The sequence below is a fragment of the Streptomyces sp. NPDC007856 genome (assembly GCF_042868225.1).
Classification (GTDB): domain Bacteria; phylum Actinomycetota; class Actinomycetes; order Streptomycetales; family Streptomycetaceae; genus Streptomyces.
This window is the reverse complement of sequence record NZ_JBIAEC010000001.1, coordinates 246,476-272,416: the sequence shown is the minus strand read 5'-3', so window position 1 is coordinate 272,416 and position 25,941 is coordinate 246,476. Positions and strand designations below refer to the sequence as shown.

At 72.8% G+C, this 25,941-nt stretch carries 17 protein-coding genes and 1 pseudogene; 5 read left to right on the top strand and 13 right to left on the bottom strand.

All coding sequences use genetic code 11. The annotated features are described in order from the left end of the window. Window positions 1-11 precede the first annotated feature (11 nt). The 8 genes and pseudogenes from ACFYOH_RS01385 to ACFYOH_RS01350 form a co-directional block, all read right to left on the bottom strand. Window positions 12-1,625 (bottom strand): succinic semialdehyde dehydrogenase, encoded by a 1,614-nt coding sequence (locus tag ACFYOH_RS01385; RefSeq protein WP_388619753.1) that lies wholly within the window; start codon window positions 1,623-1,625, stop codon window positions 12-14. Between the two features lie 136 nt (window positions 1,626-1,761). Next, the gene (locus ACFYOH_RS01380) at window positions 1,762-2,631 is read right to left on the bottom strand and encodes a serine/threonine-protein kinase (RefSeq protein WP_388619750.1); all 870 of its coding nucleotides are present in this window, start codon (window positions 2,629-2,631) and stop codon (window positions 1,762-1,764) included. 137 nt (window positions 2,632-2,768) lie between these two features. Next, window positions 2,769-3,258: pseudogene (locus tag ACFYOH_RS01375) on the bottom strand (protein kinase); the annotation flags it as partial. A 43-nt stretch (window positions 3,259-3,301) separates the two neighbouring features. After that, a complete protein-coding gene (locus tag ACFYOH_RS01370; protein ID WP_388619747.1) occupies window positions 3,302-5,080 on the bottom strand; it encodes a serine/threonine-protein kinase in 1,779 nt (592 codons plus the stop codon). 122 nt (window positions 5,081-5,202) lie between these two features. After that, a complete protein-coding gene (locus ACFYOH_RS01365) occupies window positions 5,203-6,963 on the bottom strand; it encodes a protein kinase (RefSeq protein WP_388619746.1) in 1,761 nt (586 codons plus the stop codon). A gap of 149 nt (window positions 6,964-7,112) precedes the next feature. Next, window positions 7,113-9,950, bottom strand: a complete 2,838-nt coding sequence (locus tag ACFYOH_RS01360; protein ID WP_388619743.1) for a protein kinase — start codon at window positions 9,948-9,950, stop codon at window positions 7,113-7,115. Between the two features lie 163 nt (window positions 9,951-10,113). After that, complete coding sequence (locus ACFYOH_RS01355) at window positions 10,114-12,225, bottom strand: protein kinase (RefSeq protein ID WP_388619741.1); 2,112 nt, start codon at window positions 12,223-12,225, stop codon at window positions 10,114-10,116. Between the two features lie 197 nt (window positions 12,226-12,422). Continuing rightward, window positions 12,423-14,132 (bottom strand): glycerol-3-phosphate dehydrogenase/oxidase, encoded by a 1,710-nt coding sequence (locus ACFYOH_RS01350; protein WP_388619740.1) that lies wholly within the window; start codon window positions 14,130-14,132, stop codon window positions 12,423-12,425. 280 nt (window positions 14,133-14,412) lie between these two features. Here ACFYOH_RS01350 and ACFYOH_RS01345 point away from each other — a divergent pair, with 280 nt between their 5' ends. Together ACFYOH_RS01345 and ACFYOH_RS01340 are read left to right on the top strand one after the other, a co-directional pair. Beyond that, window positions 14,413-15,621, top strand: coding sequence for a nucleotide sugar dehydrogenase (locus ACFYOH_RS01345; protein ID WP_388619739.1), 1,209 nt, complete (start codon window positions 14,413-14,415; stop codon window positions 15,619-15,621). A 138-nt stretch (window positions 15,622-15,759) separates the two neighbouring features. Continuing rightward, window positions 15,760-16,323: a hypothetical protein gene (locus tag ACFYOH_RS01340; RefSeq protein WP_388619737.1), complete on the top strand. Its 564-nt coding sequence runs from the start codon at window positions 15,760-15,762 to the stop codon at window positions 16,321-16,323. A gap of 78 nt (window positions 16,324-16,401) precedes the next feature. Here the strand turns inward: ACFYOH_RS01340 and ACFYOH_RS01335 are convergent, their stop codons facing one another. From ACFYOH_RS01335 to ACFYOH_RS01320, 4 genes are all read right to left on the bottom strand, one after another. Beyond that, on the bottom strand, window positions 16,402-17,526 hold the full coding sequence (locus ACFYOH_RS01335) for a GuaB3 family IMP dehydrogenase-related protein (protein WP_388619735.1): 1,125 nt from the start codon (window positions 17,524-17,526) through the stop codon (window positions 16,402-16,404). Window positions 17,527-17,686: 160 nt separating this feature from the next. Then, window positions 17,687-19,195, bottom strand: coding sequence for an IMP dehydrogenase (guaB, locus tag ACFYOH_RS01330; protein WP_388619732.1), 1,509 nt, complete (start codon window positions 19,193-19,195; stop codon window positions 17,687-17,689). Window positions 19,196-19,359: 164 nt separating this feature from the next. Then, window positions 19,360-19,947, bottom strand: coding sequence for a sigma-70 family RNA polymerase sigma factor (locus ACFYOH_RS01325; RefSeq protein WP_030641278.1), 588 nt, complete (start codon window positions 19,945-19,947; stop codon window positions 19,360-19,362). Between the two features lie 978 nt (window positions 19,948-20,925). Then, window positions 20,926-21,537 (bottom strand): response regulator transcription factor, encoded by a 612-nt coding sequence (locus ACFYOH_RS01320; RefSeq protein WP_003948568.1) that lies wholly within the window; start codon window positions 21,535-21,537, stop codon window positions 20,926-20,928. A gap of 380 nt (window positions 21,538-21,917) precedes the next feature. On the opposite strand from ACFYOH_RS01320, the gene ACFYOH_RS01315 reads away from it, so the two are divergent. After that, entirely contained in the window at window positions 21,918-22,247 is a 330-nt protein-coding gene (locus ACFYOH_RS01315) for a WhiB family transcriptional regulator (RefSeq protein WP_388619730.1), read from the top strand. A 176-nt stretch (window positions 22,248-22,423) separates the two neighbouring features. Here ACFYOH_RS01315 and ACFYOH_RS01310 read toward each other — a convergent pair whose 3' ends face one another. Continuing rightward, window positions 22,424-23,323: a LysR family transcriptional regulator gene (locus ACFYOH_RS01310; RefSeq protein ID WP_388619727.1), complete on the bottom strand. Its 900-nt coding sequence runs from the start codon at window positions 23,321-23,323 to the stop codon at window positions 22,424-22,426. An 80-nt stretch (window positions 23,324-23,403) separates the two neighbouring features. On the opposite strand from ACFYOH_RS01310, the gene ACFYOH_RS01305 reads away from it, so the two are divergent. Together ACFYOH_RS01305 and ACFYOH_RS01300 are read left to right on the top strand one after the other, a co-directional pair. Further along, window positions 23,404-24,072: an MOSC domain-containing protein gene (locus tag ACFYOH_RS01305; protein ID WP_388619725.1), complete on the top strand. Its 669-nt coding sequence runs from the start codon at window positions 23,404-23,406 to the stop codon at window positions 24,070-24,072. A gap of 756 nt (window positions 24,073-24,828) precedes the next feature. Beyond that, the gene (locus ACFYOH_RS01300) at window positions 24,829-25,602 is read left to right on the top strand and encodes an SDR family NAD(P)-dependent oxidoreductase (RefSeq protein ID WP_388619723.1); all 774 of its coding nucleotides are present in this window, start codon (window positions 24,829-24,831) and stop codon (window positions 25,600-25,602) included. Window positions 25,603-25,941 lie beyond the last annotated feature (339 nt).

The following is a 25,941-nucleotide window of genomic DNA, read 5'->3' as shown; positions in this document are numbered from 1 at the left end:
GAACGGTGCTGCTAGCGGAACCGGAATGCCTTCATCAGCCGGAGACTCGTGCTCATGAACTTGGCGTACGCCTCGTCCGTCATGCCCAGCGACGGCGCCATCGGCAGCAGCCGCTGCTGGGCCACCGTCTGGGCCTCCGTGTACTTGAGGATGCCCTCGGAGCCGTGGCGCCGGCCGAGGCCGGAGTCCTTCATGCCGCCCATCGGGGACTGGACGCTGCCGTAGGCGGGGGCGTAGCCCTCGTTGACGTTGACCGTGCCGGTGCGCAGGCGGGCGGCCACCTCGCGGCCGCGCCCGGCGCTCTTCGTCCACACAGAGGAGTTCAGGCCGTACGGCGTGGCGTTGGCGTGCTCGATCGCCTCGTCGTCGCTCTTGAACCGGTAGATGGAGACGACCGGGCCGAAGGTCTCCTCCTCGCACACGGCCATGGAGTCCTCGACGCCGTCGAGGATGGTCGGCTCGAAGAAGTACGGGCCGATGTCCGGACGGGCGGCCCCGCCCGCGATCACCTTGGCGCCCTTCGCCACGGCCTCCTCGACATGCCGCTGAACGGTCTTGAGCTGGCGCTCGCCGACCAGCGAGCCCATGTCGGCGCCGTAGGCGAGGGAGTTGCCGAGCCGCATGGCCTTGGTGCGGGCGGCGAAGCGCTCCAGGAAGGCGTCGGCGACCGACTCGTGGACGTACAGGCGCTCGATGGAGATGCAGAGCTGCCCGGCGGAGGAGAAGCAGGCGCGTACGGCGCCGGCGGCGGCCTTCTCGATGTCGGCGTCGTCCAGCACGAGCATGGCGTTCTTGCCGCCCAGTTCGAGGGAGACGCCGACCAGGCGGGCGGCGGCCCCCTGGGCCACCTCGCGGCCGGTGCGGGTGGAGCCGGTGAAGGAGACGTAGTCGGCGTGCCGGACGAGCTCCGGGCCGACGACCGGGCCCTCGCCGAGCACGACCTGGAAGACGCCCTCGGGCAGCCCGGCCTCGATGAGCAGGTCGCGCGCCCACAGGGCGGTGAGGCAGGTCTCGGTGTCCGGCTTCATCACGACCGCGTTGCCGGCGACGAATGCGGGCAGCGCGTCGCCGACGGACAGCTCCAGGGGGTAGTTCCAGGGTGCGATCTGGCCGACGACACCGCGCGGATGGCGCAGTTCGGTGACCTTGGTGAGCGTGGGGACGGCGCCGGTGTGCCGCTTGGGCCGCAGATAGGCGGGGGCCTTGCGGCCGTAGTGGCGGGCCGCGACCGCGACGGCCTGCACCTCCTCGTGCGCGTGTAGCCGGGCCTTGCCGGTCTCCAGCTGGATCAGGTCGAGCACCTCGGCCTGCCGCTCCAGCACCAGGTCGTGGAAGCGCAGGAGGACGGCGGCCCGCTGCCGTACCGGGGTCTTCTCCCACACCGCCTGCGCGGCGCGGGCGGCATCGAAGGCCTTCCGGACGTCCTCGGGGGTGGACTCGGGCAGGTCGGCCAGCTTCTCGCCGGTGAACGGGGTGTGGTTGGCGGTACGGCCGGAGCCGACGACGCCCTTGGTGAGCTGGGCCACCAGTTCCGGGGTGACCACGTCGGCGGCGGTGCGCGCGCCCTCGGGGGCGGGCGCGAGGGGGTTGGTGCCGGTGCTGTCCGGGGCCTGCGTGTCCGTCATGACGCGCAGGGTATGCCGGAGCACAGGCTTTGTGTACCCGTCGGTAACGGGGATTCACCGAGTGCTCACACACTGCCAGTGATCACTGGCAGGGAATGTGCTGATCAGCGCGTTGACACGGTGGCGCGCGGAAGGATCATTCGAGTCCGGCTTTTTTCGCGAGGAGCAGGCCGAGTGCGGTGCGCGGGGTGCGGCGTGGGGGGTCCGGGGGCCGGGGCGAGGGGGGCTCGGGTGCGGCTTCGGGTGCCGGTTCCGGTACGGGCGTGAGGCCGAGGTAGTCCCGCAGGGCCGCCGTGACCTCCTCCGCGCCGGGGCGCGCCTCGGGCTCGTCGGCGTGCAGCCGGTCCAGCAGGGGGCCCAGCGGGCCGGGGTCCCTGTCCGCGAGGGCGGTGCGGAGCAGGGCGCCGAGGGACCACAGGTCGGAGGCCGGGCCGGCACCGGGGCCCGCGGCGCGCTCGGGGGCGACGAAACCGGCGGGCGCCTCCCCCGGATGCCCGTCGCCGGTCCCGAAGTCGGTGACGACCACCCGCCCGGTGCCGGACTCCAGCAGGACGTTGGCCGGTTTGACGTCCCGGTGCACGATGCCGACGGCATGGGCGGCGCGCAGGGCGCCGAGGACGGCGAGCCCGATCCGGGCGGCCTCGGCGGGCGGCAGGGGGGCGCGCCACAGGACCTCCTGCAGCGACTCGCCCGCCACCAACTCCATCACGATCCAGGGGACATGGTCCTCGGTCACGACGTCGTACACCGTCACGGCGGAGGGATGGCGCACCCGGGCCGCGGCGCGGGCCTCCCGGTAGAGCCGGTGGGCGATACGGCGGCTCTCCTCGTCCTCGGCCGGATCGCCGGGCAGCAGCGGCTCCTTGACGGCGACCTCGCGGCCCGGCTCCTGTTCGTCCAGGGCCCGCCACACGGTCCCGGTGGGCCCTGCCCCGAGCCTTGCGGCCAGCCGGTAGCGGCCGCCGATCAGACGTGCGTCGGGCGGGAGTTCACCGTCTCCACTCATGTCACATGAGTACCGCGAGCACCAGGCCCTTGTCGAAGCGGGGGACCAAAAGCCGGACGTTCAGAGCTCCTTGATGTCCAGGTTCGCGATCGCCGACTCGGCCACCTCCCGGCCGCACGCCGTGAAGTCCCCCTTGTTCGGGCGTCCCGGTGCAGCACGCCCGCCGCGTGCGCCGCCTCCAGCGCGCCGAGCACCTGCAGGCCGATCCGGGCGGCCTCGCGGGCGTCCAGTGTGCCCTCGCGCAGGCCGTCGCCGAGGGTGCGGCCGCGCACCAGCTATGACGATCCAGGGCCGGCCCTCGACGACCGCGACATCGTGGACGTTCACCACCGCCGGGTGGTCGAGACGAGCCGCCGCGCGGGCCTCGCGGCGCATGCGCTCGAAGGCGTTGGCACGTTCCCGTTCGGGAAAGTGGTCCGGTACGCGTGGCTCCTTGACGGCGACCTCCCGGTCCACCGTCTCGTCCTGCGCCCGCCACACGGTTCCCATCCCGCCGTGGCCCAGCTTGTCGAGCAGCCGGTACCGGCCGGCGACGATCCGCCCGGCGCCGGGATCCTGCTGCTGAGCCGGGACGGGGCGCGGCCGTGCGTGCGGCTGTGCCGTCGGCTGCGGTTGCGGCGGTTGCAGAACAAAACTCGTCGTGTCGTCGGTCCCGTGACCGAGCGGCAGTTCAGGACCCCGCACGGAAGGTGTCGACCGCCACGTCGAAGTACTCCCGCGCCTCCCGCACCTTGCCGACCGGCGCCGACACCCACACGTCGTACGTGCGCCCGGCCACCTCCCAGCACAGGTCGTAGGTGTGGCGCGGCCCCTCCGCCGCGCTGAAGCCGTTCCAGGTGAACTCCCAGAGCGCCGCCGGATGTCCGTCGTGCGTGGCCTGGGTGACCCGGCCGTCGCGGTAACCGGGGTTGCTGACCGGGCCGTTGGCGGCCGACCGGTCCATCACCGCCTTCGGACCGCCGGGTTGGGGATCGGCGATCTTGATGCCGAGGCGGAAGGTGTCACCGGGTGAGAGGTAGAAGACGCGCTCGCCCTGCGGACTGCGGACGAAGTCCTCCGGTACGGCGAGGGAGAAACCGGCCGCGTCCCGGGCCGTGCGGTAACCGGAGGGCGCGGTGCCCGGGCCGGCCGAGCCCGGGTCGGTGGCCGACGGGCGGGTCGCGGTGGGCGCCGGGCCGGAGGTGGTGGGTGTCGGGGGTGTCCGCGACGAGGCCGGGCCCGTGGCGGTCCCGGTCGCCGGGGAGGTCGCCGTACCGCCGGGGCTGCCGCCGCCCCCGCCCTCGTCCCGGTGCAGCAGCAGTGCCGCCGCCGACACACCGGCCCCGGCCAGCGCGGCGACCAGCAGGGCCGCGACCAGCACCCCGCGTGTGGACGTCTGCCGGGCCTGGGGCTCCGCGGCCGGCCCGGCCGTGGCGGGCGGCTGCGGCCCGTCGTGCGGAAGGTCCCGCTGGGTCGGCGGGTACGGCGCGGCGGCCTCCGGCGCACGGCTCCCCGCGGCCCCGGACCTCGCCGTACGTCCCTCGGCCGCCCCGGACCGTGGGCCCCAGCCCCCGCCGATCCGGTGCGCGCGGCCGGTGACGGTGGGGCCGGACGAGGTGTCCGGCGCCTCCGGGGTCCGGCCCGTCTCCAGGTACGTCCGCAGCATCCGCTCGGCCTCGGCCGCGCCGAGCCGCCGGTCCGGGTCGCGGTCCAGCAGCCCCCGTACGACCGGCAGCAGCGGCTCGGCCTCGGCGGGGGGCCGGATGTCGGCGGCGACCACGGCGTGCAGGATGCCGCCGAGCGAGTCGCGCCGGAACGGCGACTCGCCGCTGAGCACCGTGCACAGCAGCGCGCCCAGCGACCACAGGTCGGACTCCGGGCCGGTGCGCAGCCCGGACATCCGTTCCGGCGCGGTGTATTCGGGCGAGCCGACGAAGGACCCGGTCTCGGTGAGCGTGGTGGCGCCCGCGACCTGCGCGATACCGAAGTCGGTCAGCACGACCCGGCCGGTGCCGGACTCGATCAGCACGTTCGCGGGCTTGATGTCCCGGTGCAGCACCCCTGCCTCGTGCGCGGTGCGCACCGCGCTGAGCAGGGCGATGCCGATCCGCGCGGCCTCGGCGGCGTCGACCGGGCCCTGCCGGGAGATGAGGTCGGCGAGCGAGCAGCCGTCGACCAACTCCATGACGAGGTAGGGGCGTTCGTCCTGCTCCACCACGTCGTGCACGACGATGATGTGCGGATGCCGCAGCTGGGCGACCGCCCGTGCCTCACGGAACGTACGGTCCCGGCGGCGCCGCGCGTCGCCCTCGGACAGGGAGTCGTCCGGGAGGAGTTCCTTGACCGCGACACGCCGGCCCAGCACCTGGTCGTGGGCCCGCCACACGACGCCCATGCCGCCGCGCCCGATGCGCGCCTCCAGACGGTAACGGCCCGCGATCACCCGGAAGTCGGCGCCCTCGGTCCCCATGCGCCCCATCATGCCTCACCGGACCCGTGCCCTCCGGGGCGCCGATCGGCCAAGCAGCGCCGATCGACCAGCCATTTTCGGCCGTATCAGCGCTCGTACGGCCGCATCGGCGCCGTCAGCCGTCAGCCCGCGGCCGGCTCCTGCCAGCCCTGCAGCACCCACTTGAACTGCTTACTGGTCTTCGCCCAGTCCTGTTCCGGCGTGGACATGTAGATGGCGTACTCGGTGCCGGAACGCGAGTAGTACGTCTCCTCGATCGCATGGCGCGGACCTTCGATATGCGGCGAGTCCTTCTTCAGCGCATACCAGGTGTACTCCCACAGCGAGCCGCCGCGGTCGCGGTAGATGTTCTTCTCCAGGACGACGCGCTTGTATCTGACCAGTCGCTGCAACTGCTGTTCCAGATCCACCTGGTGCTGGTAGGCGTCGGGGAAGTCGGGCGAGCTGTTGATGGCGACGCGGACGAAGTGATAGCCGCCGTCAGGGCTGTAGTCGATCTGTTTGAGGCCGTCCTTGAGCTCGTAGACGCTCCGCTTCCAGCCCTTGGGCAGGGAGAGGCTGAAACCGAGCGGGTCATGACGGACCTGCCAGCTGGCGGGCAGGGGTCCGTCACCGCCGGGCGTGACGCTGCCGCCCGCCGAGGGAGAGGTCGTGGCCGGGCCCGCGCCACCGCTCGACCCGGTGTTCTGCGCCGAGCCGCCGCCCCACTCCTGGAAGGCCACCGCCGCGCCACCGCCGAGCACGGCGGCGACGGCGACGACCAAGGCGAGGGTGCGCAGCCGGCGGCGGGGCCGGGGCCGTACGGGGGCCGGACCCTGGGGCGTGGGCGCCACGGCCGTCGGCCCGGTCATGGAACGGCCCGGGCCCGAAGGCACTCCGGGGCCGTAGCCCGGAGCGGTTCCCGTGGAGCCGTGGCCGGGGCTCGGTACGGTCGGGTCGTAGCCGGGAGTGGGCCCGGTGGGGCCGTAACCGGACGCGGTCGGACCGGAGCCGTAACCCGAGGTGTTCGGCCCACCGGTGTGCAGGCCCGAGCCCTGGGTCGGGATGAACGCCTGGGCCGCGTGCGGGCGGCGCCCCTCCGCCGCCTCGGCGAGCATCTGCTCCGCCTCCTCCGCGCCCGGCCGGCGTTCCGGTTCCTTGTGCAGCAGGGCGGCTATGACGGGGCCGAGCGCACCGGCGTGGCGCGGCGCGTCGGCCTCCTCCTCCACGACCGCCTGCATGGTGCTCAGCGGTGAGGTACGGCGGAACGGCGAACGGCCCTCGACCGCCGTGTACAGCGTGGCGCCGAGCGCCCACAGGTCCGAGGCCGGGCCGGGATCGTTGCCGCGCACCCGCTCGGGCGCGAGGTAGTCGACCGAGCCGACGACCTCGCCGGTGCGGGTGATGGTGGAGTCGCCCTCGATCTGGGCGATGCCGAAGTCGGTGAGCAGCACCCGGCCGTCCCGGCCGAGCAGGACGTTGCCGGGCTTGACGTCCCGGTGCAGCACACCGGCGGAGTGCGCGGCGCGCAGCGCCCGCAGCACCCACAGCCCGATACGGGCGGCCTCCGCGGGCTCCACCCGCCCCCGCTCCTTGACCGCGTCGGCCAGCGAGTTGCCCTCGACCAGCTCCATGACGATCCAAGGACGGCCGTCGTGTTCGAGGACGTCGTGCACGGTGACGACGGCGGAGTGGTTGATGCGCGCGGCGGCGCGGGCCTCGGCCCGGGTCCGGGCGAGCAGCACCGCCCGGTCGCTGTCGGAGACGTAGAGCGCCGCGGTCAACTCCTTGACGGCGACCGTCCGGTGCAACACCTCGTCGTGGGCGCGCCACACCCGGCCCATGCCGCCGCTGCCGATCGAATCGGCGAGCCGGTAGCGGCCCGCTATGAGCAGGCCCTGCATCTGATTCACGTTGCCCCGCAATGCTCTTGACAGGGTCAGACTAAGGACCGGTCAACCAACTGGGAACCAGCGGGGTACCAAGGTGACAGCACTGTGACGCTTGTCGCCGCCCGAACCGTCCAGTACCGGCCACTCGGTATACGGGGCGCTCAACCCGTGTAGCGGTACGTCGCCGTGGCCTGCTCGTACAGCCGGGTCACCGCGTCCCGCTGGGCCTCCGGACCGCGCACCTGGATGAGGTGGTAGCGGCCGTTCAGGAGGATCGCCATGTTCCGCACGAACAGGTCGCGGCCCTGGCCGTCGGTCCAGGTGAACTGGCCCTCGGCCATGGTCCGCCCGCCCACCTCGATGGTTCTCAGACCGGTGGCCGTGGCCCAGCTGGAGTCGCGGTACGGCTGGAGCTCGCTCTCCTTGTCCCGCTGGTAGGCCATCGGGTCACTGCCGTACGTCGACGCGCTGTCCCTGCCCGGTACGACGATCAGCTCGAAGGCGTCGTGCGCGTACACCACCTGGCCGCTGCCGTTCTTCGGGGTGCGGTCCCAGCCCTTGGCGACGGCGATCTGGAACCCCTCCGGATCCTTGCGCAGGGTGAAGCCGTCGGCGACGGCCGGGTCGCCGCCGGTCTGCGGCTCGGTGGCGGGTGCGGACGCGGAGGGGCTGCCGCCCTGCTCGGAGGGGGGCTGCCGGGTGGCCGAGGGCGCGGAACCGACGTCCCCCGCGCTGCGGGTCCGGTCGCTGCCCGCGGCCCCGCTCGCCCCCTGCTTGGGCATGAACAGCAGCGCGTACGCGATCGCTCCGGCCAGCAGGAGCAGGATGAGCAGAAGCAGGGTCCGGCCGAGACTGCGCGGCGAACGCGTCTCCTCCCGGCCCCGTTCGCGCTTGTGCCGGCCGTGTGGATGGGTGTCGGGCAGCGCGGCGCGCCGCCGCCGCATCCGCACCAGCTCGCCGCGCCGCCGGACGATCGGCAGCCGGCTCGGGTCGGCGGGCGGCACGGGTACGACATGGGTGCCGGCGTCCGGCTCGGGCGCGGAGCGCACCAGCGAGCGCAGCCAGCCGTTCAGCTCCTCGAAGTCCAGGCGCTCGGTGGGGTCCTGGCGCAGCAGTGACTCCACGACCGGCCGCAGGGGGCCGCACTCCTCGGCGAAGGCGGGGGGCTCGGCGCACACCAGCTGCACCAGCTCGGCCGTCGACTCCTCCGGATACGGCGCGTGCCCCTGCACGGCCCGGAACAACAACGCGCCCAGCGCCCACAGATCGGTCGCCGGTCCGATCGGCGCCGCCAGCTGCCAGTTCTCGTGCACGGGCCCGGCCTGCTCCGGCGCCCACCGCTCAGTCACCGGCCCCACCACGGTCATCCGCACCTGCCGCGCCCGCTCGGCCTCCAGCGCACTCGCGGGCCCACGCCGCCCACCGTCCGCTCCGGGGGCGTTCCAGTGGGGGTAGGCGGGGGAGGCGGCACCGGTGGCGTGGGGGTGCGGGCCTTGGCGGGCCGGACCGGTGCCGTAAGGGGGCGGGCCGGAAGCTTGGCGGGTGGGGTCGGTGGGGGTCCGGGAGGTGGTGGCGGGGTCCGGGGCCGGGGTCTGGCCCGGGACGGACGGGCGGGGGTTCGCCGAGGGGAGGCCGGGGCGTTGCGGGCCGCTGCCCAGGGCCGAGGAGGGGCCGGCGGCAGCGGGGCGCGGTGCGGCGCCGTGCCAGGGGGCGCCCTGCACTCCGTAGGGATCGGCGATCCGTTGGGGCGGGGTCGTGGTGCCCGGAGCGCCGGAGTACGGCGGCTGGGATGTGCCGTCGGCCCGGGTGGCGCCGGTGTCGCCCTCGGCGGGCGGGCGGGCGCCGGGCAGGGCGGCGCGCCCGTTCTGCCGGGCCTCCTGCACCCGGGCGGCGGCACGGGCACCCGCGCGGTACGCGGCGATGGCCCCGGCGCGGGCGGCGCGGACGTCCGCGCCGTTCTCCAAGGGCCGTTGCCCCGCCGGGCCGGGCACACCGGCCCCGCCGGACACCCCGTTCGCCCCCGGCACCGGCAGCCCGCCGGCCGCCCTTGCCTGGATCGCGGCCCGTCGCGCTGCCTCGGGTGCGACGTCCGCGGACGGCACTCCGCTCGCTCCGGCCGCCCCGTCGGCCACCCCCTTCGCCCCGTCTGCGGAACCGGTGGCATCCCCACGGCCCGCGGTGAGGGGAGTCGCACCCGGACCCCGGCCTGCTCCCGGCCCACCGGACCCCGCAGACCCATCCAGGCCACCGACCGGCCCAGGAGCAGTGCCCAGGCCACCGGCAGCCCGAACTGCGGCCCCCGGACCAGCCCCAGGACCGGCCGTCTCCGGTTCCGTCCCCGCTCCCCCGACGGCACCCTCTGCCGGCCCGTCCTGGGCCGGTACCGGGTCGTACCCGCACAACGCCTCCTCCGCGGCGCCGACAGCGAGGCCGGTCAGCATCACGCGGCCGTCGTCGCAGACGAGCACCGTGCGGGCGGTGATGTTGCGGTGCACCCAGCCATGGCCGTGCAGCACCCGGAGCGCCATGAGTACGTCGGCCGCGACCTCGGCCGCCCGGTACGGCGACAGCGGCTGCTCGGCGAGCAGCGCGGCCAGCGGGCGCGCGGTCACCAACTCGCTGACGATCCACAGCGACCCGCCCTCGGCGAACACGTCGAAGACCTGGTCGAGGCGCGGATGGTCGGGGATGCGGGCCGCGGCCTGCGCGGCCTCGACGGCTCGCCGTACGGCCGGGTCGGCGGGCCGCCGGGTGGCGGTCCGGGCGTCCGGCGTCCGCCGGGCCCCGGCCCCGCGCTCACGCGCGGTGAAGCCCTCGGGCAGCCCCTCCGCGTCCAGCACCTCGGCCTCGACGACCTCCGGCAACGGCACCTGTCGGACGAGCACTTCCTGACCGCTGTACGTGTCGAAGGCGCGGGTCTCGGTGAGTTCGTACTCGTCGGAGGGTGGCAACGGCAGGCGGTAGCGGTCGGCGAGCACCCGACCCGCGTAGTCGTCCACATTGCCTCCCCCGGCAGCCCGGTCGGTCACATCCGTTCGCCTCGCGACCCGTTTCGCACACACTTCCGGCTGCGTACGGTCCGCAACCATTCACGATACGTGCCGGAGGCAATCCGCATTAAGCGGATGACGGATTCTCACGCCCCAAACCGTCGTCAGGAGCCTACGACTTGGGCTCGAAGGACGCCGTCAGCGTCTGCCACGTGTCCTTGCGCAGCGCGCTGTCCCAGTTCGCGGCCTTCGCGGTGTACATCAGGCCGTATCCGAGATGACCGTTGACCACGAACCCGCGGTCGATGGTGCGGTACTTGGTGCCGTCGTCATCGACATAGGTGAACTCCCAGTCGGCCGTGTTCCAGCCGCGGTAGCCGACCTTCTCGATGCGGATCCTGTGGTACTGGGAGCGCACCATGGACCGCTCCTGGTTCTCCCAGTCCGCCACCGGGTCGTCCTTGGGGGTGCCGGTCCAGCCGACGAGCAGCCTCTGCCCGTCGGGACCGGTGTAGCGGTCGCCCGCACCGTCGGTCGACTTGTACGACCAGCCCTTGGGCAGCCCGATCGAGTAGCCCTGAGCGCCCTTGCGGGTCGACACCACCGGCGCGGTCCCGCCGTCCTTGGCGCCGGACTTGCCGGACGAGCCGGAGTCGTCGGTGGACGCGCTCGCGTCGACGGCGTTGCCCGACGTGGAACCGGTACCGCCCGACGACGGGCTCGCCCCGCTGCCGGTGCTCTTGTCGCTCTTGTCCTGCTTCGTGGACGCACTGGTGCTCGCCGCCGCCTTGGCCCCGCTGCCCTTGCCGCCCTTGTCGTCGCCGTTCAGGGTGAAGGCCAGGATGGTGCCGAGCACGGCGAGGAGGACGATCACCGCGATGATCACCAGCGTGCGCTTGGGCACCACGTCGGTCAGCGGCGCCCTCGGCACCGATCGCGTCGGCAGGTCCAGGTCCGGCGGCGGCACCACGGGCCAGCCCGAACTCGGTTTGTTCGTGCTGGAGTTCGGTACACCGGCGGCACCGGAGGCAGAACCGGCCTGTCTGCCGGTGGATCCGGCACCGACCCCGCTGGAGGAGGCCGGCCGCACCCCGCCGGGGGAGGCCGCTCGCACCCCGCCCTGCCCGGCAGGACGTGCCCCGCCCTGGGTGCCTGTGCGTACCCCGCCCTGGGTGGCAGGACGTCCCCCGCCCGCGGTGGCGCCGTCCGTACCCGCGGCTTCACCGGTGTCCGGCGCGGCCGGGTCGCCGCCGCTCTTCGCCCGGGTGGACGCGGCCGCCGTGGCCGCCCCGGCCGCCTTGCGGACCGAACGCAGCGCGCCGCGCAGCTTCTCCCCGGCCTCCTCGCCCCGCCTGCCCTCGGCCGGGCCCGGCGGCGGCAGCGGCACCACGCGCGTGGCGTCCATCGGCTCCGGCTCGGGTGCGTGGATCACGGCGTTGAGCATGGCCCGGGCGCCCGCGTCGTCGAGCCGCTCGGCCGGGTCCTTGGTGAGCAGACCGTAGATGACGTCCTTGAGCGGGCCCGCGTTCTTGGGCTCCTCCATGGGCTCGGTCATCACCGCGGTGAGCGTGGCGATCGCCGAACCCTTGTCGTACGGGGGCACGCCCTCGACCGCCGCGTACAGCAGGCCGCCGAGCGACCACAGGTCGGCCGCCGGGCCCGGTTTGTGGCCGCGGGCGCGCTCGGGGGAGATGTAGGAGGGGGCACCGACGAGCATGCCGGTGGAGGTGATGGACGGGTCGCCCTCGACCTGCGCGATACCGAAGTCGGTGAGCACGACCCGGCCGTCCTCGGCGATGAGCACGTTCGACGGCTTCACGTCCCGGTGCAGGATGCCCTGGCGGTGCGCGGAGCGCAGCACGTCGAGGACGGCGAGTCCCACCTCGGCGGCGCGCTTCGGCTCCAGCAGGCCGTCCTCGCGGATGACCTCGGCGAGGGACTTGCCCTCCACCAACTCCATGACGATCCACGGCCGGTCGTCCTCGTCGACCACGTCGAAGACCGTGACCGCGCTGTTGTTGCGGATCCGGGCGATCGCCTTGGCCTCGCGCAGGGTGCGCGTGATCAGGCGCCGCTTCTCCTCCTCGTCGATGTTCGACGGAAACCGCAGCTCCTTGACGGCGACCGTCCGGCCCAGGGTCTCGTCCTCGGCGCGCCAGACCGTGCCCATGCCGCCCCGGCCCAGCACGTCTCCCAGCCGGTACCGCCCGGCGAGGAGACGACGCTCGCTCTTGTCCTGACGAGTCCCCTGACGAGATGTTCCCGCCCGCTCCGCCTCCGACATGCGTCCCCTCATACAACCCGCCCTGACAGAGCCTCCATTGTCTCTCACCCCACAAGTGGCCGACGCCCAGGGGGCCCTTCGCCTCAGGCGGGATCCGGTGCACCGGTTTCGGGGAAATGCGCCTGGTTTCGGCGGGGGTGACGGGCGTTCGGCTCCCCCGGGGCTCCCGGCTCATGGACGGCCACGGCCGCGCTCCCTCAGGTGAACGGCACTATGTCCGGCGCTCCCAGTCTCGCCGCGTCCGCCGTCAGGTCGTCGGGCTGGCGCTGGGACTCGCGCTCGGCCTCCACCCGCTTCTCGTAGTGCTCGACCTCGCGCTCGATCTGGTCCTTGTCCCAGCCGAGGACCGGTGCCATCAGCTCGGCCGCCTCCCGGGCGCTGCGAGTGCCCCGGTCGAAGGTCTCGATGGAGATCCGGGTGCGGCGGGTGAGGACGTCGTCCAGGTGCCGGGCGCCCTCGTGCGAGGCGGCGTACACCACCTCGGCGCGCAGATAGTCGTCGGCCGCCTGCAGGGGCGCGCCCAGGGCGGGGTCGGCGGTGATGAGGTCCAGGACCTCCTCGGCCAGGGAGCCGTACCGGTTCAGCAGGTGCTCCACGCGGGCCACGTGGAGCCCGGTGCGGGCGGCGGTGCGAGCGCGCGCGTTCCACAGCGCCTGGTAGCCCTCCGCGCCCAGCAGCGGGATCTCCTCCGTCACGCTGTCGGCGACCCGCGTGTCCAGGCCGTGCACCGCCTCGTCGACCGCGTCCTTCGCCATCACGCGGTAGGTGGTGTACTTGCCGCCCGCCACGACCACGAGCCCCGGCACCGGATGGGCGACCGTGTGCTCGCGGGACAGCTTGCTGGTGGCGTCGGACTCGCCGGCGAGCAGCGGGCGCAGACCCGCGTACACCCCCTGCACGTCGTCGCGGCCGAGCGGTACCGCGAGCACCGAGTTGACGTGCTCCAGCAGGTAGTCGATATCGGCGCTGGACGCGGCCGGATGGGCCTTGTCGAGGTTCCAGTCGGTGTCGGTGGTGCCGACGATCCAGTGCCGGCCCCAGGGGATGACGAAGAGGACGGACTTCTCGGTGCGCAGGATCAGGCCGGTGGTGGAGTGGATGCGGTCCTTGGGCACGACCAGGTGGATGCCCTTGGAGGCGCGGACGTGGAACTGGCCCCGCTCCCCCACCATGGCCTGTGTGTCGTCGGTCCACACCCCGGTCGCGTTGACGATCTGTTTGGCGCGGATCTCGTACTCCCCGCCGCCCTCCACGTCCTGCACCCGGGCGCCGACCACGCGCTCGCCCTCGCGCAGGAACCCGGTCACCCGCGCGCGGTTGGCCGCCTTCGCGCCGTAGGACGCAGCCGTGCGCACCAGCGTGGCCACGAAGCGGGCGTCGTCCATCTGGGCGTCGTAGTACTGCAGGGCGCCGACCAGGGCGTCCTTCTTCAGGCAGGGGGCTACGCGCAGGGCGTGACGGTGGCTCAGATGACGGTGCAGGGGCAGGCCCCGGCCGTGGCCGCGGGCCATGGACATCGCGTCGTAGAGCGCGACGCCCGAGCCGGCGTAGAGCCGCTCCCAGCCCTTGTGCTGCAGCGGGTAGAGGAACGGGACCGGCTTGACCAGGTGCGGGGCGAGCCGCTCCAGCAGCAGTCCGCGCTCCTTCAGGGCCTCGCGAACCAGGGCGAAGTCGAGCATCTCCAGATAGCGCAGACCGCCGTGGATGAGCTTGCTGGACCGGCTTGAAGTGCCGGACGCCCAGTCGCGGGCCTCGACCAGACCGGTGGACAGGCCGCGCGTGACGGCGTCCAGCGCGGTGCCCGCGCCGACGACCCCGCCGCCGATCACCAGCACGTCCAGCTCCCGCTCCGCCATCGCGGCCAGCGCCTCGGCGCGCTGCGTCGGCCCCAGAGTCGCTGTCCTCACGCTGCCTCCCGCTGTCCCTCACTCGCGTCGGCCGCACCCGGTGGGCGAAGCCCCGGTTCGTTCATCCCCTGCTCATGCCCAAATTCTGACCGGCTTGCCCGACTTCAGCCACCACGCGTTCCCAACCTGTGGACAACTCGCCCACAACCCTCGGAAGACACACGAACAGAATCACGCATAACAGTCATATGTGTACCTAGTCTGACATTGCACGCGCTCATCCTGTCCACAGCGGTTGCGCGCCTGTCCCGCTTCGGCTATGGGAAGGACCGCCCACGCCATGCCCGCAGACCTCGCCGTCATCGGACTCGGCCCCTACGGCTTGCCGCTCGCTCAGGCCGCGGTCGCCGCAGGCATCCCCACCATCGGTTACGCCACCGGCCCCGAGGCGGGCTCCCTCAGTCCCGCCGAACTGCGCCGGATGCACGCCGCGGGCTTCCGGCCCGGTACCGACCCGGCCCAGCTCGGCCGCGTGCGCACCGCGGTGATCTGCGCGCCGACCCCGCGCGGCGCCGACGGCGGACTCGACCTCGGCCAGGTGGAGGCGGCCGCCCGTACCCTCGCCAAGCGGCTGCGCCCGCACACCACCGTCATCCTGGAGTCGCCGGTGCTCCCCGGCACGACCGAGGAGTTCCTGCGCCCCCTGCTGGAGGAGGGCTCGGGGCTGCGCGCCGGCCGCGACTTCCACCTCGCCTACTCTCCGAGCCGGGTCGATCCCGGCAACCGCGACCACTCCCCCGCCAACACCCCCAAGGTCATCGGCGGCCTCACCCCCGCCTGCACCGAGTCGGCCGCCACCTTCTACGGCCGGCTCACCGACAAGGTGGTCCGCGCGCGTGGGCTGCGCGAGGCGGAGACCGTACAGCTGCTGGAGACCAACTTCCGGCACGTCAACATCGCCCTCGTCAACGAGATGGCCGTGCTGTGCCACGAGCTGGGTGTCGATCTCTGGGACGTCATCCGGTGCGCGGAGACCAAGCCCTTCGGCTTCCAGGCGTTCCGGCCCGGCCCGGGCGTCGGCGGGCACGGTGTCGCGCAGGACCTGACCGGGCACGCCACCCGCACCCTGCGCATGGTGGAGCTGGCCCAGCAGGTCAACAGCCGGATGCCCCGGTACGTCGTCCAGCGCGCCGCCACCCTCCTCAACGAGCACGGCAAGTCCGCCCGTGGCGCGCGGGTGCTGCTGCTCGGCGTCACCTACAAGCCCGATCTCGCCGATCTGCAGGGCACACCGGCGCAGGAGATCGCGATCCGGCTGATGGAGCTGGGCGCCTCGGTGAGCTTCCACGACCCCCTGGTGGCCTCCTGGAACGTGCTGGACCGCCCGGTCCCGCGCGCGGACTCGCTCTACGAGACCGCCGCCGACGCCGACCTGACGATCCTGCTCCAGCAGCACCGCACGTACGACCTGCAGGGGCTGTCGGTGAAGGCGCAGTTGCTGCTGGACACGCGCGGGGCCACGCCCACGGGGGCGGCGCACCGGCTCTGAGCCCGGTCACGAACGGAAAACAGCCGGGGCGTTGTCGCCCCCGGCTGTTAATCTCCCCCGGACTCGCGGCACACGCGTGTGCCGGGGGTTTTCCGTTTCCGTCCTTCAGTCGTGCTCCATATCGGGGGGATTTCTGTCATGACCCAGTCAGCTCCACCGCCGCAGTCGCCGCAGCCCGGTCCGGTCGACGGCAACCCGTACGCGCAGCAGGCCCCGGCCGGCGCGCCGTACCCGCCGCAGCCGGGCGTCCCCGTCGCCCCGGCGGGCGCTTTCGCCCCGCCTGCGCCGATCGCTCCGGCCCGGAACAACGTCGTCCTCGGCGTCGTCGCCGCGGTCGTCGCCGCCGTGGTCGCGGCCGCGCTCTACGGCCTCGTCATCGGCGCCACCAAGCACGAGATCGGCTACGCGGCCGTCGGCGTCGGCTTCGTCGTCGGTCTCGCGGCCGGCAAGGCGGGCGGCCGCAACCCGGCGCTCCCCGTGGTGAGCGCGATCCTCGCGCTCGGCTCGGTGTACCTCGGCCAGCTGGTGGGCGAGGCCATGATCGGCGCCGACCAGTTGCACGTCGGCTTCAACGAGCTGTTCTTCCAGCACTTCGACGTGGTCCAGAAGGTCTGGAAGGACGACGCCGACCCGCTGACCTTCCTCTTCTTCGCCATCGCCGCGTTCGCCGCGTTCTCCGGCGCCAAGAAGGCCGCCGCGTAACGCCCTCCCGCAAGCGGCAGGGCCCGACCACCTCGCCGGTGGCCGGGCCCTGTGCGTCGCACTGCTCCCGTGGGCGCGTCAGCGGCGGTGCTGGCTGTCCGCGACCGTCACCTCGACCCGCTGGAACTCCTTCAGCTCGCTGTAGCCGGTCGTGGCCATCGCGCGGCGCAGGGCACCGAAGAAGTTCATCGAGCCGTCGGGGGTGTGGGACGGGCCGGTGAGGATCTCCTCGATGGTGCCGACCGTGCCGAGGCCGACCTTCTTGCCGCGGGGCAGCTCGTCGTTGACCGCCTCCATGCCCCAGTGGTGGCCCTTGCCGGGCGCGTCCGTGGCGCGGGCCAGCGGGGAGCCCATCATCACCGCGTCGGCGCCGCAGGCGATCGCCTTGGGCAGGTCGCCGGACCAGCCGACGCCGCCGTCCGCGATCACGTGCACATACCGGCCGCCGGACTCGTCCATGTAGTCACGGCGGGCCGCGGCCACGTCGGCGACGGCCGTGGCCATCGGGACCTGGATGCCCAGCACATTCCGGGTGGTGTGGGCGGCGCCGCCGCCGAAGCCGACCAGCACGCCGGCCGCGCCGGTGCGCATCAGGTGCAGGGCCGCCGTGTACGTGGCGCAGCCGCCGACGATCACCGGGACGTCCAGTTCGTAGATGAACTGCTTCAGGTTCAGCGGCTCGTGCGAGGACGACACGTGCTCCGCCGAGACCGTCGTACCTCGGATGACGAAGATGTCCACGCCCGCGTCCACGACCGCCTTGGAGAACTGGGCGGTGCGCTGCGGGGAGAGCGCCGCGGCCGTGACCACGCCGGAGTCCCGCACCTCCTTGATGCGCGCGCCGATCAGCTCCTCCTTGATGGGCGCCGCGTAGATCTCCTGGAGGCGGCGGGTCGCCTGGTCGGCGGGCAGCTCGGCGATCTCGTCCAGCAGCGGCTGCGGGTCCTCGTACCGCGTCCACAGGCCTTCGAGGTTGAGCACGCCGAGGCCGCCGAGCTCGCCGATGCGGATCGCGGTGGCCGGGGAGACCACGGAGTCCATGGGGGCGGCCAGGAACGGCAGCTCGAAGCGGTAGGCGTCGATCTGCCAGGCGATCGAGACCTCCTTCGGGTCCCGCGTACGGCGGCTGGGGACGACGGCGATGTCGTCGAAGGCGTACGCCCGGCGGCCGCGCTTGCCGCGCCCGATCTCGATCTCAGTCACGTCTCTAGGCCTTTCCCTATGCGTTGCAGCGCCTTCCAGTATCGCCGACGGGTACGGCACAAGCCCTCCGCGGGGACGAGAACGGCGGCCCCGGATGCTCCGGGACCGCCGCTGGATGGCCTTCACGCGCGCGTGGATGCGCGGTCGTGCTACCTGAGAGCTACCTCTTGCTGCTGTAGTTCGGCGCCTCGACCGTCATCTGGATGTCGTGCGGGTGGCTCTCCTTCAGGCCCGCCGAGGTGATCCGCACGAACCGGCCGTTCGCCTGCAGCTCGGGCACGGTCTTGCCGCCGACGTAGAACATCGACTGGCGCAGACCGCCGATCAGCTGGTGGACGACGGAGGACAGCGGGCCGCGGTAGGGCACCTGGCCCTCGATGCCCTCGGGGATCAGCTGCTCGTCGGAGGCGACGCCCTCCTGGAAGTAGCGGTCCTTGGAGAACGACTTGCGCTCGCCGCGGGACTGCATGGCGCCCAGCGAGCCCATGCCGCGGTACGACTTGAACTGCTTGCCGTTGATGAACAGCAGCTCGCCCGGGGACTCCTCACAGCCCGCGAGCAGCGAGCCCAGCATGACGGTGTCGGCACCCGCGACCAGGGCCTTGGCGATGTCGCCGGAGTACTGCAGACCGCCGTCGCCGATGACCGGGACCCCGGCCTCCTTGGCGGCGAGCGCGGCCTCGTAGATCGCGGTGACCTGCGGGACGCCGACGCCGGCGACCACGCGCGTGGTGCAGATCGAGCCGGGGCCCACGCCGACCTTGATGCCGTCGGCGCCCGCGTCGACCAGGGACTGGGCGCCGTCGCGCGTGGCGACGTTGCCGCCGATGACGTCGACGCCGGAGGAGTTCGACTTGATCTTGGCGATCATGTCGCCGACCAGCCTGGAGTGGCCGTGCGCGGTGTCCACGACGATGAAGTCGACACCGGCCTCGATCAGGGCCTGGGCGCGCTCGAAGGCGTCACCGGCGACACCGACCGCGGCACCGACCAGCAGGCGGCCCTCGGCGTCCTTGGCGGCGTTCGGGTACTGCTCGGCCTTGACGAAGTCCTTGACGGTGATCAGGCCCTTGAGGACGCCCTCGTCGTCGACCAGCGGCAGCTTCTCGATCTTGTGCTTGCGCAGCAGCTCCATGGCCTCCGGGCCGGAGATGCCGACCTTGCCGGTGACCAGCGGCATCGGGGTCATGACCTCGTGCACCCGGCGGCCGCGGTCGCTCTCGAAGGCCATGTCACGGTTGGTGACGATGCCGAGGAGCCGCTTGTCGCCGTCGGTCACCGGGACGCCGCTGATGCGGAACCGGGCGCACAGCGCGTCGGCCTCGGCGAGCGTGGCGTCCGGGTGGATGGTGATGGGGTCGGTGACCATGCCGGACTCGGAGCGCTTCACCAGGTCGACCTGGTTGGCCTGGTCCTCGATGGAGAGGTTGCGGTGCAGCACGCCGACGCCGCCCTGGCGGGCCATCGCGATCGCCATGCGGGACTCGGTCACCTTGTCCATGGCGGCGGACAGCAGCGGGATGTTGACCCGCACGTTCTTGGAGACGTACGAGGCGGTGTCGATCTCATCGGGTGCCATGTCCGACGGGCCCGGCAGCAGCAGCACGTCGTCGTAGGTCAGCCCGAGTGTCGCGAATTTTCCGGGCACTCCGTCGACGTTGGCAGTCATGACACCTTCCCCAAATGGCCTTGATCGGTGCGGATGTCCATGCTAACGGGAAGCATCGCTAGCAAATTCCACGGTACGGGGTGACTTCAGGCTTCGTACGTTCGTACGGAAGCCGAAGCATGCCTGTTCAACAAGGGGAGCTGCAGGGGCTCCGCACAAGGGTGTTACTGCTCGGCGAGCGCCCGCAGGCGGCTCAGCGCCCGGTGCTGGGCGACCCGGACCGCGCCGGGTGACATTCCCAACATCTGCCCGGTCTCCTCCGCGGTCAAGCCCACGGCGATGCGCAGCAGGAGCAGCTCGCGCTGGTTCTCCGGCAGGTTGGCGAGCAGCTTCTTGGCCCACTCGGCGTCGCTGCTGAGCAGGGCGCGCTCCTCGGGGCCGAGGGAGTCGTCCGGCCGCTCGGGCATTTCGTCGGACGGCACCGCGGTCGACCCCGGGTGGCGCATCGCGGCGCGCTGCAGGTCGGCGACCTTGTGGGAGGCGATGGCGAAGACGAACGCCTCGAAGGGGCGGCCGGTGTCGCGATAGCGGGGCAGCGCGAGCAGGACGGCGACGCAGACCTCCTGGGCGAGGTCCTCGACGAAGTGACGCGCGTCGCCGGGCAGCCGGGACAGCCGGGTTCGGCAGTAGCGCAGCGCCAGGGGGTGGACATGGGCGAGCAGATCGTGCGTGGCCTGCTCGTCCCCGTCGACGGCGCGATGGACGAGCGCACCGATCGCCCCATGGGCCGTGCCCGCCTCGTCGTCGCGCATCGGTCCATGGTGCCTTGTGGCCGTCCGGTCCGTCGCATTGTGCTCGTGGTTGTGCACCGAAGCGTTATGAGCAGGTGCGCCGGCACTCATCTCCTGCGCCCTCCCCTTCCGCTCGACCGACTCGTCCCCGAGAGACTCCACACCTCAAGGATGCGGCATCCGCGCCGAAACGAGCAGCGCTCGTCCGGCGGGCCGGCTTGCGCAGCGTCCGCCGCGGCGGCCTGCGCAGTCGTGCGCCGGGGGCGCCTGGTGCCTCGCCGGACGGCGCGGACCACGGGTGTTGACGGAGTGGATCTCCGTACGCGCGCGCGGCCGGCCCTCCGGCCGGCCGGCCGCCGCGCGGCTCCTCCCGTGTGACGGGCTCCACCCCGCGAGCGCCCCTCACGGCCGCGCCCACGGGCAACCGGAACACCCGTCATGGCACTTCACCGGCACCCACCTCCGCATTGTGCTGGTACGGCGGGGGTACCGAAGGGTGCGACCGTCCGCGTGGCGCGTGGGCGCCGCACGGAGGCGGGGCTGGGCAGAACACGCCGCCACGGCAACGAAGCCGCAGGGCGGCTCCGCGCACGCGTGTGTGCCGCGCCCCGCAGGACGTCGCCCACACCAGGCGCCACACGGCTGGGGCGACGCACCGGCACGGCAGCTGAACCGAAGAGCGCCGTCACCCGCGCCACACACCGCACGACTGGGCAGAACACGCCGCCACGGCAACGAAGCCGCAGGGCGATTCCGCGCACGCGTGCGTGCCGCCACGGCGCGTCCCCGACGAGCGCGGTCGTCCAGCGCCGCGCAGGGCCAGGGCATGGTGCTCCGGTGCCCGAGCCCGGCGCGGTGCCGTACGTGCGTCGCGTTCCGGTCGACGGTCGGCCCGGGACTCCCCGAAGGGGCCGGTGAGACATCCCGCTGCCGCCAGGGGAGGCGGGTACGTGCCCGGCGCCGGGCCGGGCCCGCCTGCCCCGCAGGGCTGGGCACTGCCTACCGGACCAGTCCCCAGCGGAAGCCGAGCGCCACCGCGTGGGCCCGGTCCGAGGCGCCGAGCTTCTTGAACAGGCGCCGCGCGTGCGTCTTGACGGTGTCCTCGGAGAGGAAGAGCTCGCGGCCGATCTCGGCGTTGGAGCGGCCGTGACTCATGCCCTCCAGCACCTGGATCTCACGCGCGGTGAGCGTGGGCGCGGCGCCCATCTCTGCCGAGCGGAGCCGGCGCGGGGCCAGCCGCCAGGTGGGGTCGGCGAGGGCCTGCGTCACCGTGGCGCGCAGCTCCGCGCGCGAGGCGTCCTTGTGCAGGTAGCCCCGGGCGCCGGCGGCGACCGCGAGGGCCACGCCGTCCAGGTCCTCGGCGACCGTGAGCATGATGATGCGCGCGCCGGGGTCGGCGGACAGCAGGCGGCGCACGGTCTCCACGCCGCCCAGGCCGGGCATGCGCACGTCCATCAGGATGAGATCGGAGCGGTCGGCGCCCCAGCGGCGGAGGACTTCCTCGCCGTTGGCCGCCGTCGTCACACGCTCGACACCGGGCACGGTCGCGACCGCGCGGCGGAGCGCTTCTCGGGCAAGCGGGGAGTCGTCGCAGACGAGGACGGATGTCATGACCGCCCTCCGCAGCTGATGCGCGTCACCTTGAGCCTCCAGGCTGGTACGGAATCGTCACCTGTGCGGTCGACCGTCTCGGACGCCTGCCCGAGCGCTTCTGTTTTCAACCGCCTCCGCACTCTCAACGACGGTCACTCGAAAGAGTTACGGGGCTACATGCCGTCTTCGGCACTCTACGTGAGGGTCTCGTCACGGCGCAGACCTGGACATCAGACCCTCAACTTTTCATCACAACTATGCCCCGTTTGGCCGCTTTTCTTCCCGTTTTGAGGTGTCTGAGGCTAGATTCGCAATGAGTCATATTTTCATCTCCTTAGACCGGAGATGTACGGTCGTTGGCACCGTATCCGCTCAGAACGGCTACAAGGGGTCACGTAATGGCAGATTTCTCCCGCCTTCCCGGACCGAACGCGGACCTGTGGGACTGGCAGCTGCTGGCTGCCTGCCGCGGCGTGGACAGCTCGCTCTTCTTCCACCCCGAGGGCGAGCGCGGGGCGGCTCGGAGCGCTCGCGAGAACTCGGCCAAGGAGGTCTGCATGAGGTGCCCGGTCCGCGCGGAGTGCGCGGCGCACGCACTGGCGGTGCGCGAGCCGTACGGCGTGTGGGGCGGCCTGACCGAGGACGAGCGTGAGGAGTTGATGGGGCGCGCGCGCAACCGCCTGGTGACGGCTTCGACCGCCGGCGCGGACACCGCCCCGAACCACTGAAGGAACGTTTCAGCACCTACAGCCCGCTGGGTGCGCTCATTTCCACCACCCCAGGGCACGCTGCGTCACCACGTGCGTGCCCTTGACCCTGTCGAAGCCCCCTGCGGGGGCGTGTCTCCGGTCGCACCGCCGGACGGGATGCCCACCTCGCACGGACGGGATGCCCGCCTCGCCGGTCAGCCGCGCCCCGTCGCCCGGGCCAGTTGTTCCAGCGTCGCCGCCACGGCCGGCACCTGTGCCAGGTCGGGCAGGGTGAGGGCGACGATCTCCCGCCGTACCGCCGGTTCCAGCCGTACCGTGCGCACGCCCCTCGGCCGTACCGACTCCACCGCCAGCTGGGGCAGTACGGCGACGCCCAGGCCCGCGCCGACCAGGCCGACCACCGCGGGATAGTCGTCGGTGGCGAAGTCGATGCGCGGGGTGAAACCGGCCCCCTCGCACACCTCGACCAGCTGGCCGCGGCAGCGCGGGCAGCCCGCGATCCAGGGCTCCTGGGCCAGCTCTCCGATGGCGACGCTCTCCGCGCGCGCGAGGCGATGCCGCTCGGGCACCAGCGCCACCAGGCGGTCCATCAGCAGGGTCCGTACGACCAGGTCGTCCCAGTCCTCGGCGACGGCCGCGCCCTCGTAACGGAAGGCCAGGGCCAGGTCGCAGTCGCCCTCGCGCAGCAGCTCGACGGACCTCGGGGGCTCGGCCTCCTCCAGGGAGACACGGGTGCCGGGGTGGGCGGCGCGGAGGGCGGCCAGGGCGGTGGGGACCAGGGTGGAGCTGCCGCTGGGGAAGGAGACCAGCCGGACCCGGCCGGCCCGCAGCCCCGCGATCGCGGCGACCTCCTCCTCGGCCGCGGTGAGCCCCGCGAGGATGCCGGACGCGTGCCTGACGAGGGCTTCGCCGGCCTGGGTCAGGCGCATCTCGCGGCCGGTGCGGACCAGCAGCGGGGTCCCGACCGAGGTCTCCAGGGCCTTCATCTGCTGGCTGACGGCAGGCTGGGTGCAGCCGAGCTCACGCCCCGCCGCGGAGAAGGAACCGGTGGCGGCGACGGCGCGCAGGACACGGAGATGACGGGCCTCGATCACCGTTCGAGCATAAGGGCATCTTGGGGGTGGCGCGCAATATTCGCTCGACGCTTTGAGGTGTGGTCCCGTACCGTGCGGTCATGAAGCTTCTCTCGGTCAATCTGGGCCGCCCGCAGCCGGTGCCGTACACGGACCAGGCGGAGGGTGTGACAGGCATCGACAAGAAGCCGGCCGACGGGCCGGTGCGGGTGGCGGCGCCGGGCCGCAAGGGCGTCGGCGCGAGCGGGCTGGCCGGGGACGCGGTGTGCGAGCTGCGGCACCACGGCGGGGACGACCAGGCGGTGTACGCCTACGCGCGCGAGGACCTCGACGAGTGGGAGCGCGAACTCGGCCGGTCGCTGGCCAACGGTTGCTTCGGCGAGAACCTGACGACGGACGGTCTGGACGTCTCCGGGGCGCTGGTCGGCGAGCGCTGGCGGATCGGTTCCGGGGTGGTGCTGGAGGTGACCTCGGGCCGGATCCCGTGCCGTACGTTCCAGGGCCATCTGGGCGAGCGCGGCTGGGTCAAGAGGTTCACACGGAAGGGCGCAACGGGTGCCTACCTCCGGGTGATCGAACCGGGTGAGATACGGGCGGGCGACCCGATCGAGATCGTGCACCGGCCGGACCACGGGGTGACGGCCGCGCTGCAGTTCCGCGCGGTCACCACCGAGCGGGAGCTGCTGCCGCGGCTGCTCGCGGCGGGCGAGGCACTGCACCCGGAGTCATTGGAGAAGGCCCGCAAGTACATGGCGGAGCAGCTGGGCTGAGCAGCCGTCAGCGATACCCCGACGGTCCGCGCCGCCGACCGGGCCGACCAAGCCGACTGGCCGTTGAGTCCGTCCGGGAGGCCCGGCACGGCGGCCGTCAGCCGCGGACACGGCGGACCGAGCGGGGTTCGACCAGACCGGCTTGAAGGCCCCGCACAGCGCGAGCCGTCCGGCAACCGGAAGGCCCGACGCAGGGCATCCGCCAACCGGGCGGCCCGTCACAGACCAGGGCGCACCCGCCGCCCCAGAGACCCCGCACAGACCGAGGCCCGTCCGCCGACCGAGAAGCCCCGCGCAGGGCAGAGCATCCGGCAACCGGAAGGCCCGACGCAGAGCGCCCACCAACCGGGCGGCCCGTCACAGACCAGGGCGCACCCGCCGCCCCAGAGACCCCGCACAGACCGAGGCCCGTCCGCCGACCGAGAAGCCCCGCGCAGGGCAGAGCATCCGGCAACCGGAAGGCCCGACGCAGAGCGCCCACCAACCGGGCGGCCCGTCACAGACCAGGGCGCACCCGCCGCCCCAGAGACCCCGCACAGACCGAGGCCCGCCCGCCGACCGAGAAGCCCCGCAGAGCGCAAGGCCCCCGTCAATCGGGCTGCCCGGGATACCGGCGCAAAGCAGGCGCCCCGCATCGGCCCCGCCCTGCCAGGGCCCCGCACACACCGCCGTACGGGCGGTCACCGAACCCATACCGTCCAACTCCCGTGTCCGAGGGGAGCGGACGCGCTCGCTCCGGGTCAATACCCTTGGGCCATGACAACGGCTCTGATTACGGGATCGACCGCGGGGATCGGTGCCGCGTTCGCGCGGCGGCTGGCGGCAGACGGGCACGACCTCGTCCTGGTGGCCCGGGACACCAAGAGGCTGCACGAACAGGCGACCGAACTGCACGACCGGCACGGCATCGAGGTGGAGGTGCTGACCGCCGACCTGTCCGAGGACAAGGGCATCGAGACGGTGGCCGGCCGCCTCGGCGACCGGAAGAACCCGGTCGACCTGCTGGTCAACAACGCCGGCTTCGGCAACAAGGGCCGCTATCTCGAGGTGCCCATGGCCGACGAGCTCAAGATGCTCAAGGTGCACTGCGAGGCGGTGCTCCGGCTGACGTCGGCGGCGACCGAGGCGATGCGCGAGCGGGGCCGGGGCGGAGTCGTCAACGTCGCCTCCGTGGCCGCCTTCGTGCCCCGGGGCACCTACGGCGCCTCCAAGGCCTGGGTCGTGCAGTTCACGCAGGGCGCGGCGAAGGACCTGGCCGGCAGCGGCGTCCGCCTGATGGCCCTGTGCCCCGGCTTCGTGCGCACCGAGTTCCACCAGCGGGCCGGGATGGGCACGGACAACATCCCCGGCTGGATGTGGCTGGACGCCGACAAACTGGTCGCGGCGGCCCTGTCCGACCTGGCCCGCGGCAAGACCCTGTCGATCCCCGACCCCCGCTACAAGGCGCTGATGGGCCTGGTGAAGGTCACCCCGCGGGGGCTGCTGGGCGGGATCACGTCGAAGACGGGGCGGAAGTACGGGCCGCAGTAGCCACGGCCCGGGCCTCGACAGGCGCCGCCCGTCCGGCCACCAGCCATGTTGCAGAGCCAGAGCCAGGTGCACCCTCGCCCGGGGCCCCGTCACGGCCCGGGCGAGGGTCAGATGTGCCCTTGCCGCCTCCCGTCCCGTGCCGATTCTGCCGAGCCAGGTGTTCCGCCTGGGCCGTGGCCTGCCGGACAAGCCCGGGACTCTCTCCGAGCGCTTCCCCCGAGCATGCATGACTTCATAGTGGCAAAGGACGGCATGCGGTGGGCCCGGATATGCGCATCACACAGCACTAAGCGACAAAAACCTGCAAGTGGGACAATTGTGCCGTCCTATCCAAGCGAA

Excerpts from the sequence above, each read along its gene's own strand:
- ACFYOH_RS01325 (WP_030641278.1), bottom strand. The coding sequence starts at position 19,947 with ATGCGCGACGACGAGGCGGGCACGGCCCATGGGGCGATCGGTGCGCTC.
- ACFYOH_RS01345 (WP_388619739.1), top strand. The coding sequence starts at position 14,413 with ATGCCCGCAGACCTCGCCGTCATCGGACTCGGCCCCTACGGCTTGCCG.
- ACFYOH_RS01305 (WP_388619725.1), top strand. The coding sequence starts at position 23,404 with ATGAAGCTTCTCTCGGTCAATCTGGGCCGCCCGCAGCCGGTGCCGTAC.
- guaB (WP_388619732.1), bottom strand. The coding sequence starts at position 19,195 with ATGACTGCCAACGTCGACGGAGTGCCCGGAAAATTCGCGACACTCGGG.
- ACFYOH_RS01355 (WP_388619741.1), bottom strand. The coding sequence starts at position 12,225 with ATGTCGGAGGCGGAGCGGGCGGGAACATCTCGTCAGGGGACTCGTCAG.
- ACFYOH_RS01320 (WP_003948568.1), bottom strand. The coding sequence starts at position 21,537 with ATGACATCCGTCCTCGTCTGCGACGACTCCCCGCTTGCCCGAGAAGCG.
- ACFYOH_RS01380 (WP_388619750.1), bottom strand. The coding sequence starts at position 2,631 with ATGAGTGGAGACGGTGAACTCCCGCCCGACGCACGTCTGATCGGCGGC.
- ACFYOH_RS01315 (WP_388619730.1), top strand. The coding sequence starts at position 21,918 with ATGGCAGATTTCTCCCGCCTTCCCGGACCGAACGCGGACCTGTGGGAC.
- ACFYOH_RS01385 (WP_388619753.1), bottom strand. The coding sequence starts at position 1,625 with ATGACGGACACGCAGGCCCCGGACAGCACCGGCACCAACCCCCTCGCG.
- ACFYOH_RS01365 (WP_388619746.1), bottom strand. The coding sequence starts at position 6,963 with ATGCAGGGCCTGCTCATAGCGGGCCGCTACCGGCTCGCCGATTCGATC.
- ACFYOH_RS01340 (WP_388619737.1), top strand. The coding sequence starts at position 15,760 with ATGACCCAGTCAGCTCCACCGCCGCAGTCGCCGCAGCCCGGTCCGGTC.
- ACFYOH_RS01370 (WP_388619747.1), bottom strand. The coding sequence starts at position 5,080 with ATGGGGACCGAGGGCGCCGACTTCCGGGTGATCGCGGGCCGTTACCGT.
- ACFYOH_RS01300 (WP_388619723.1), top strand. The coding sequence starts at position 24,829 with ATGACAACGGCTCTGATTACGGGATCGACCGCGGGGATCGGTGCCGCG.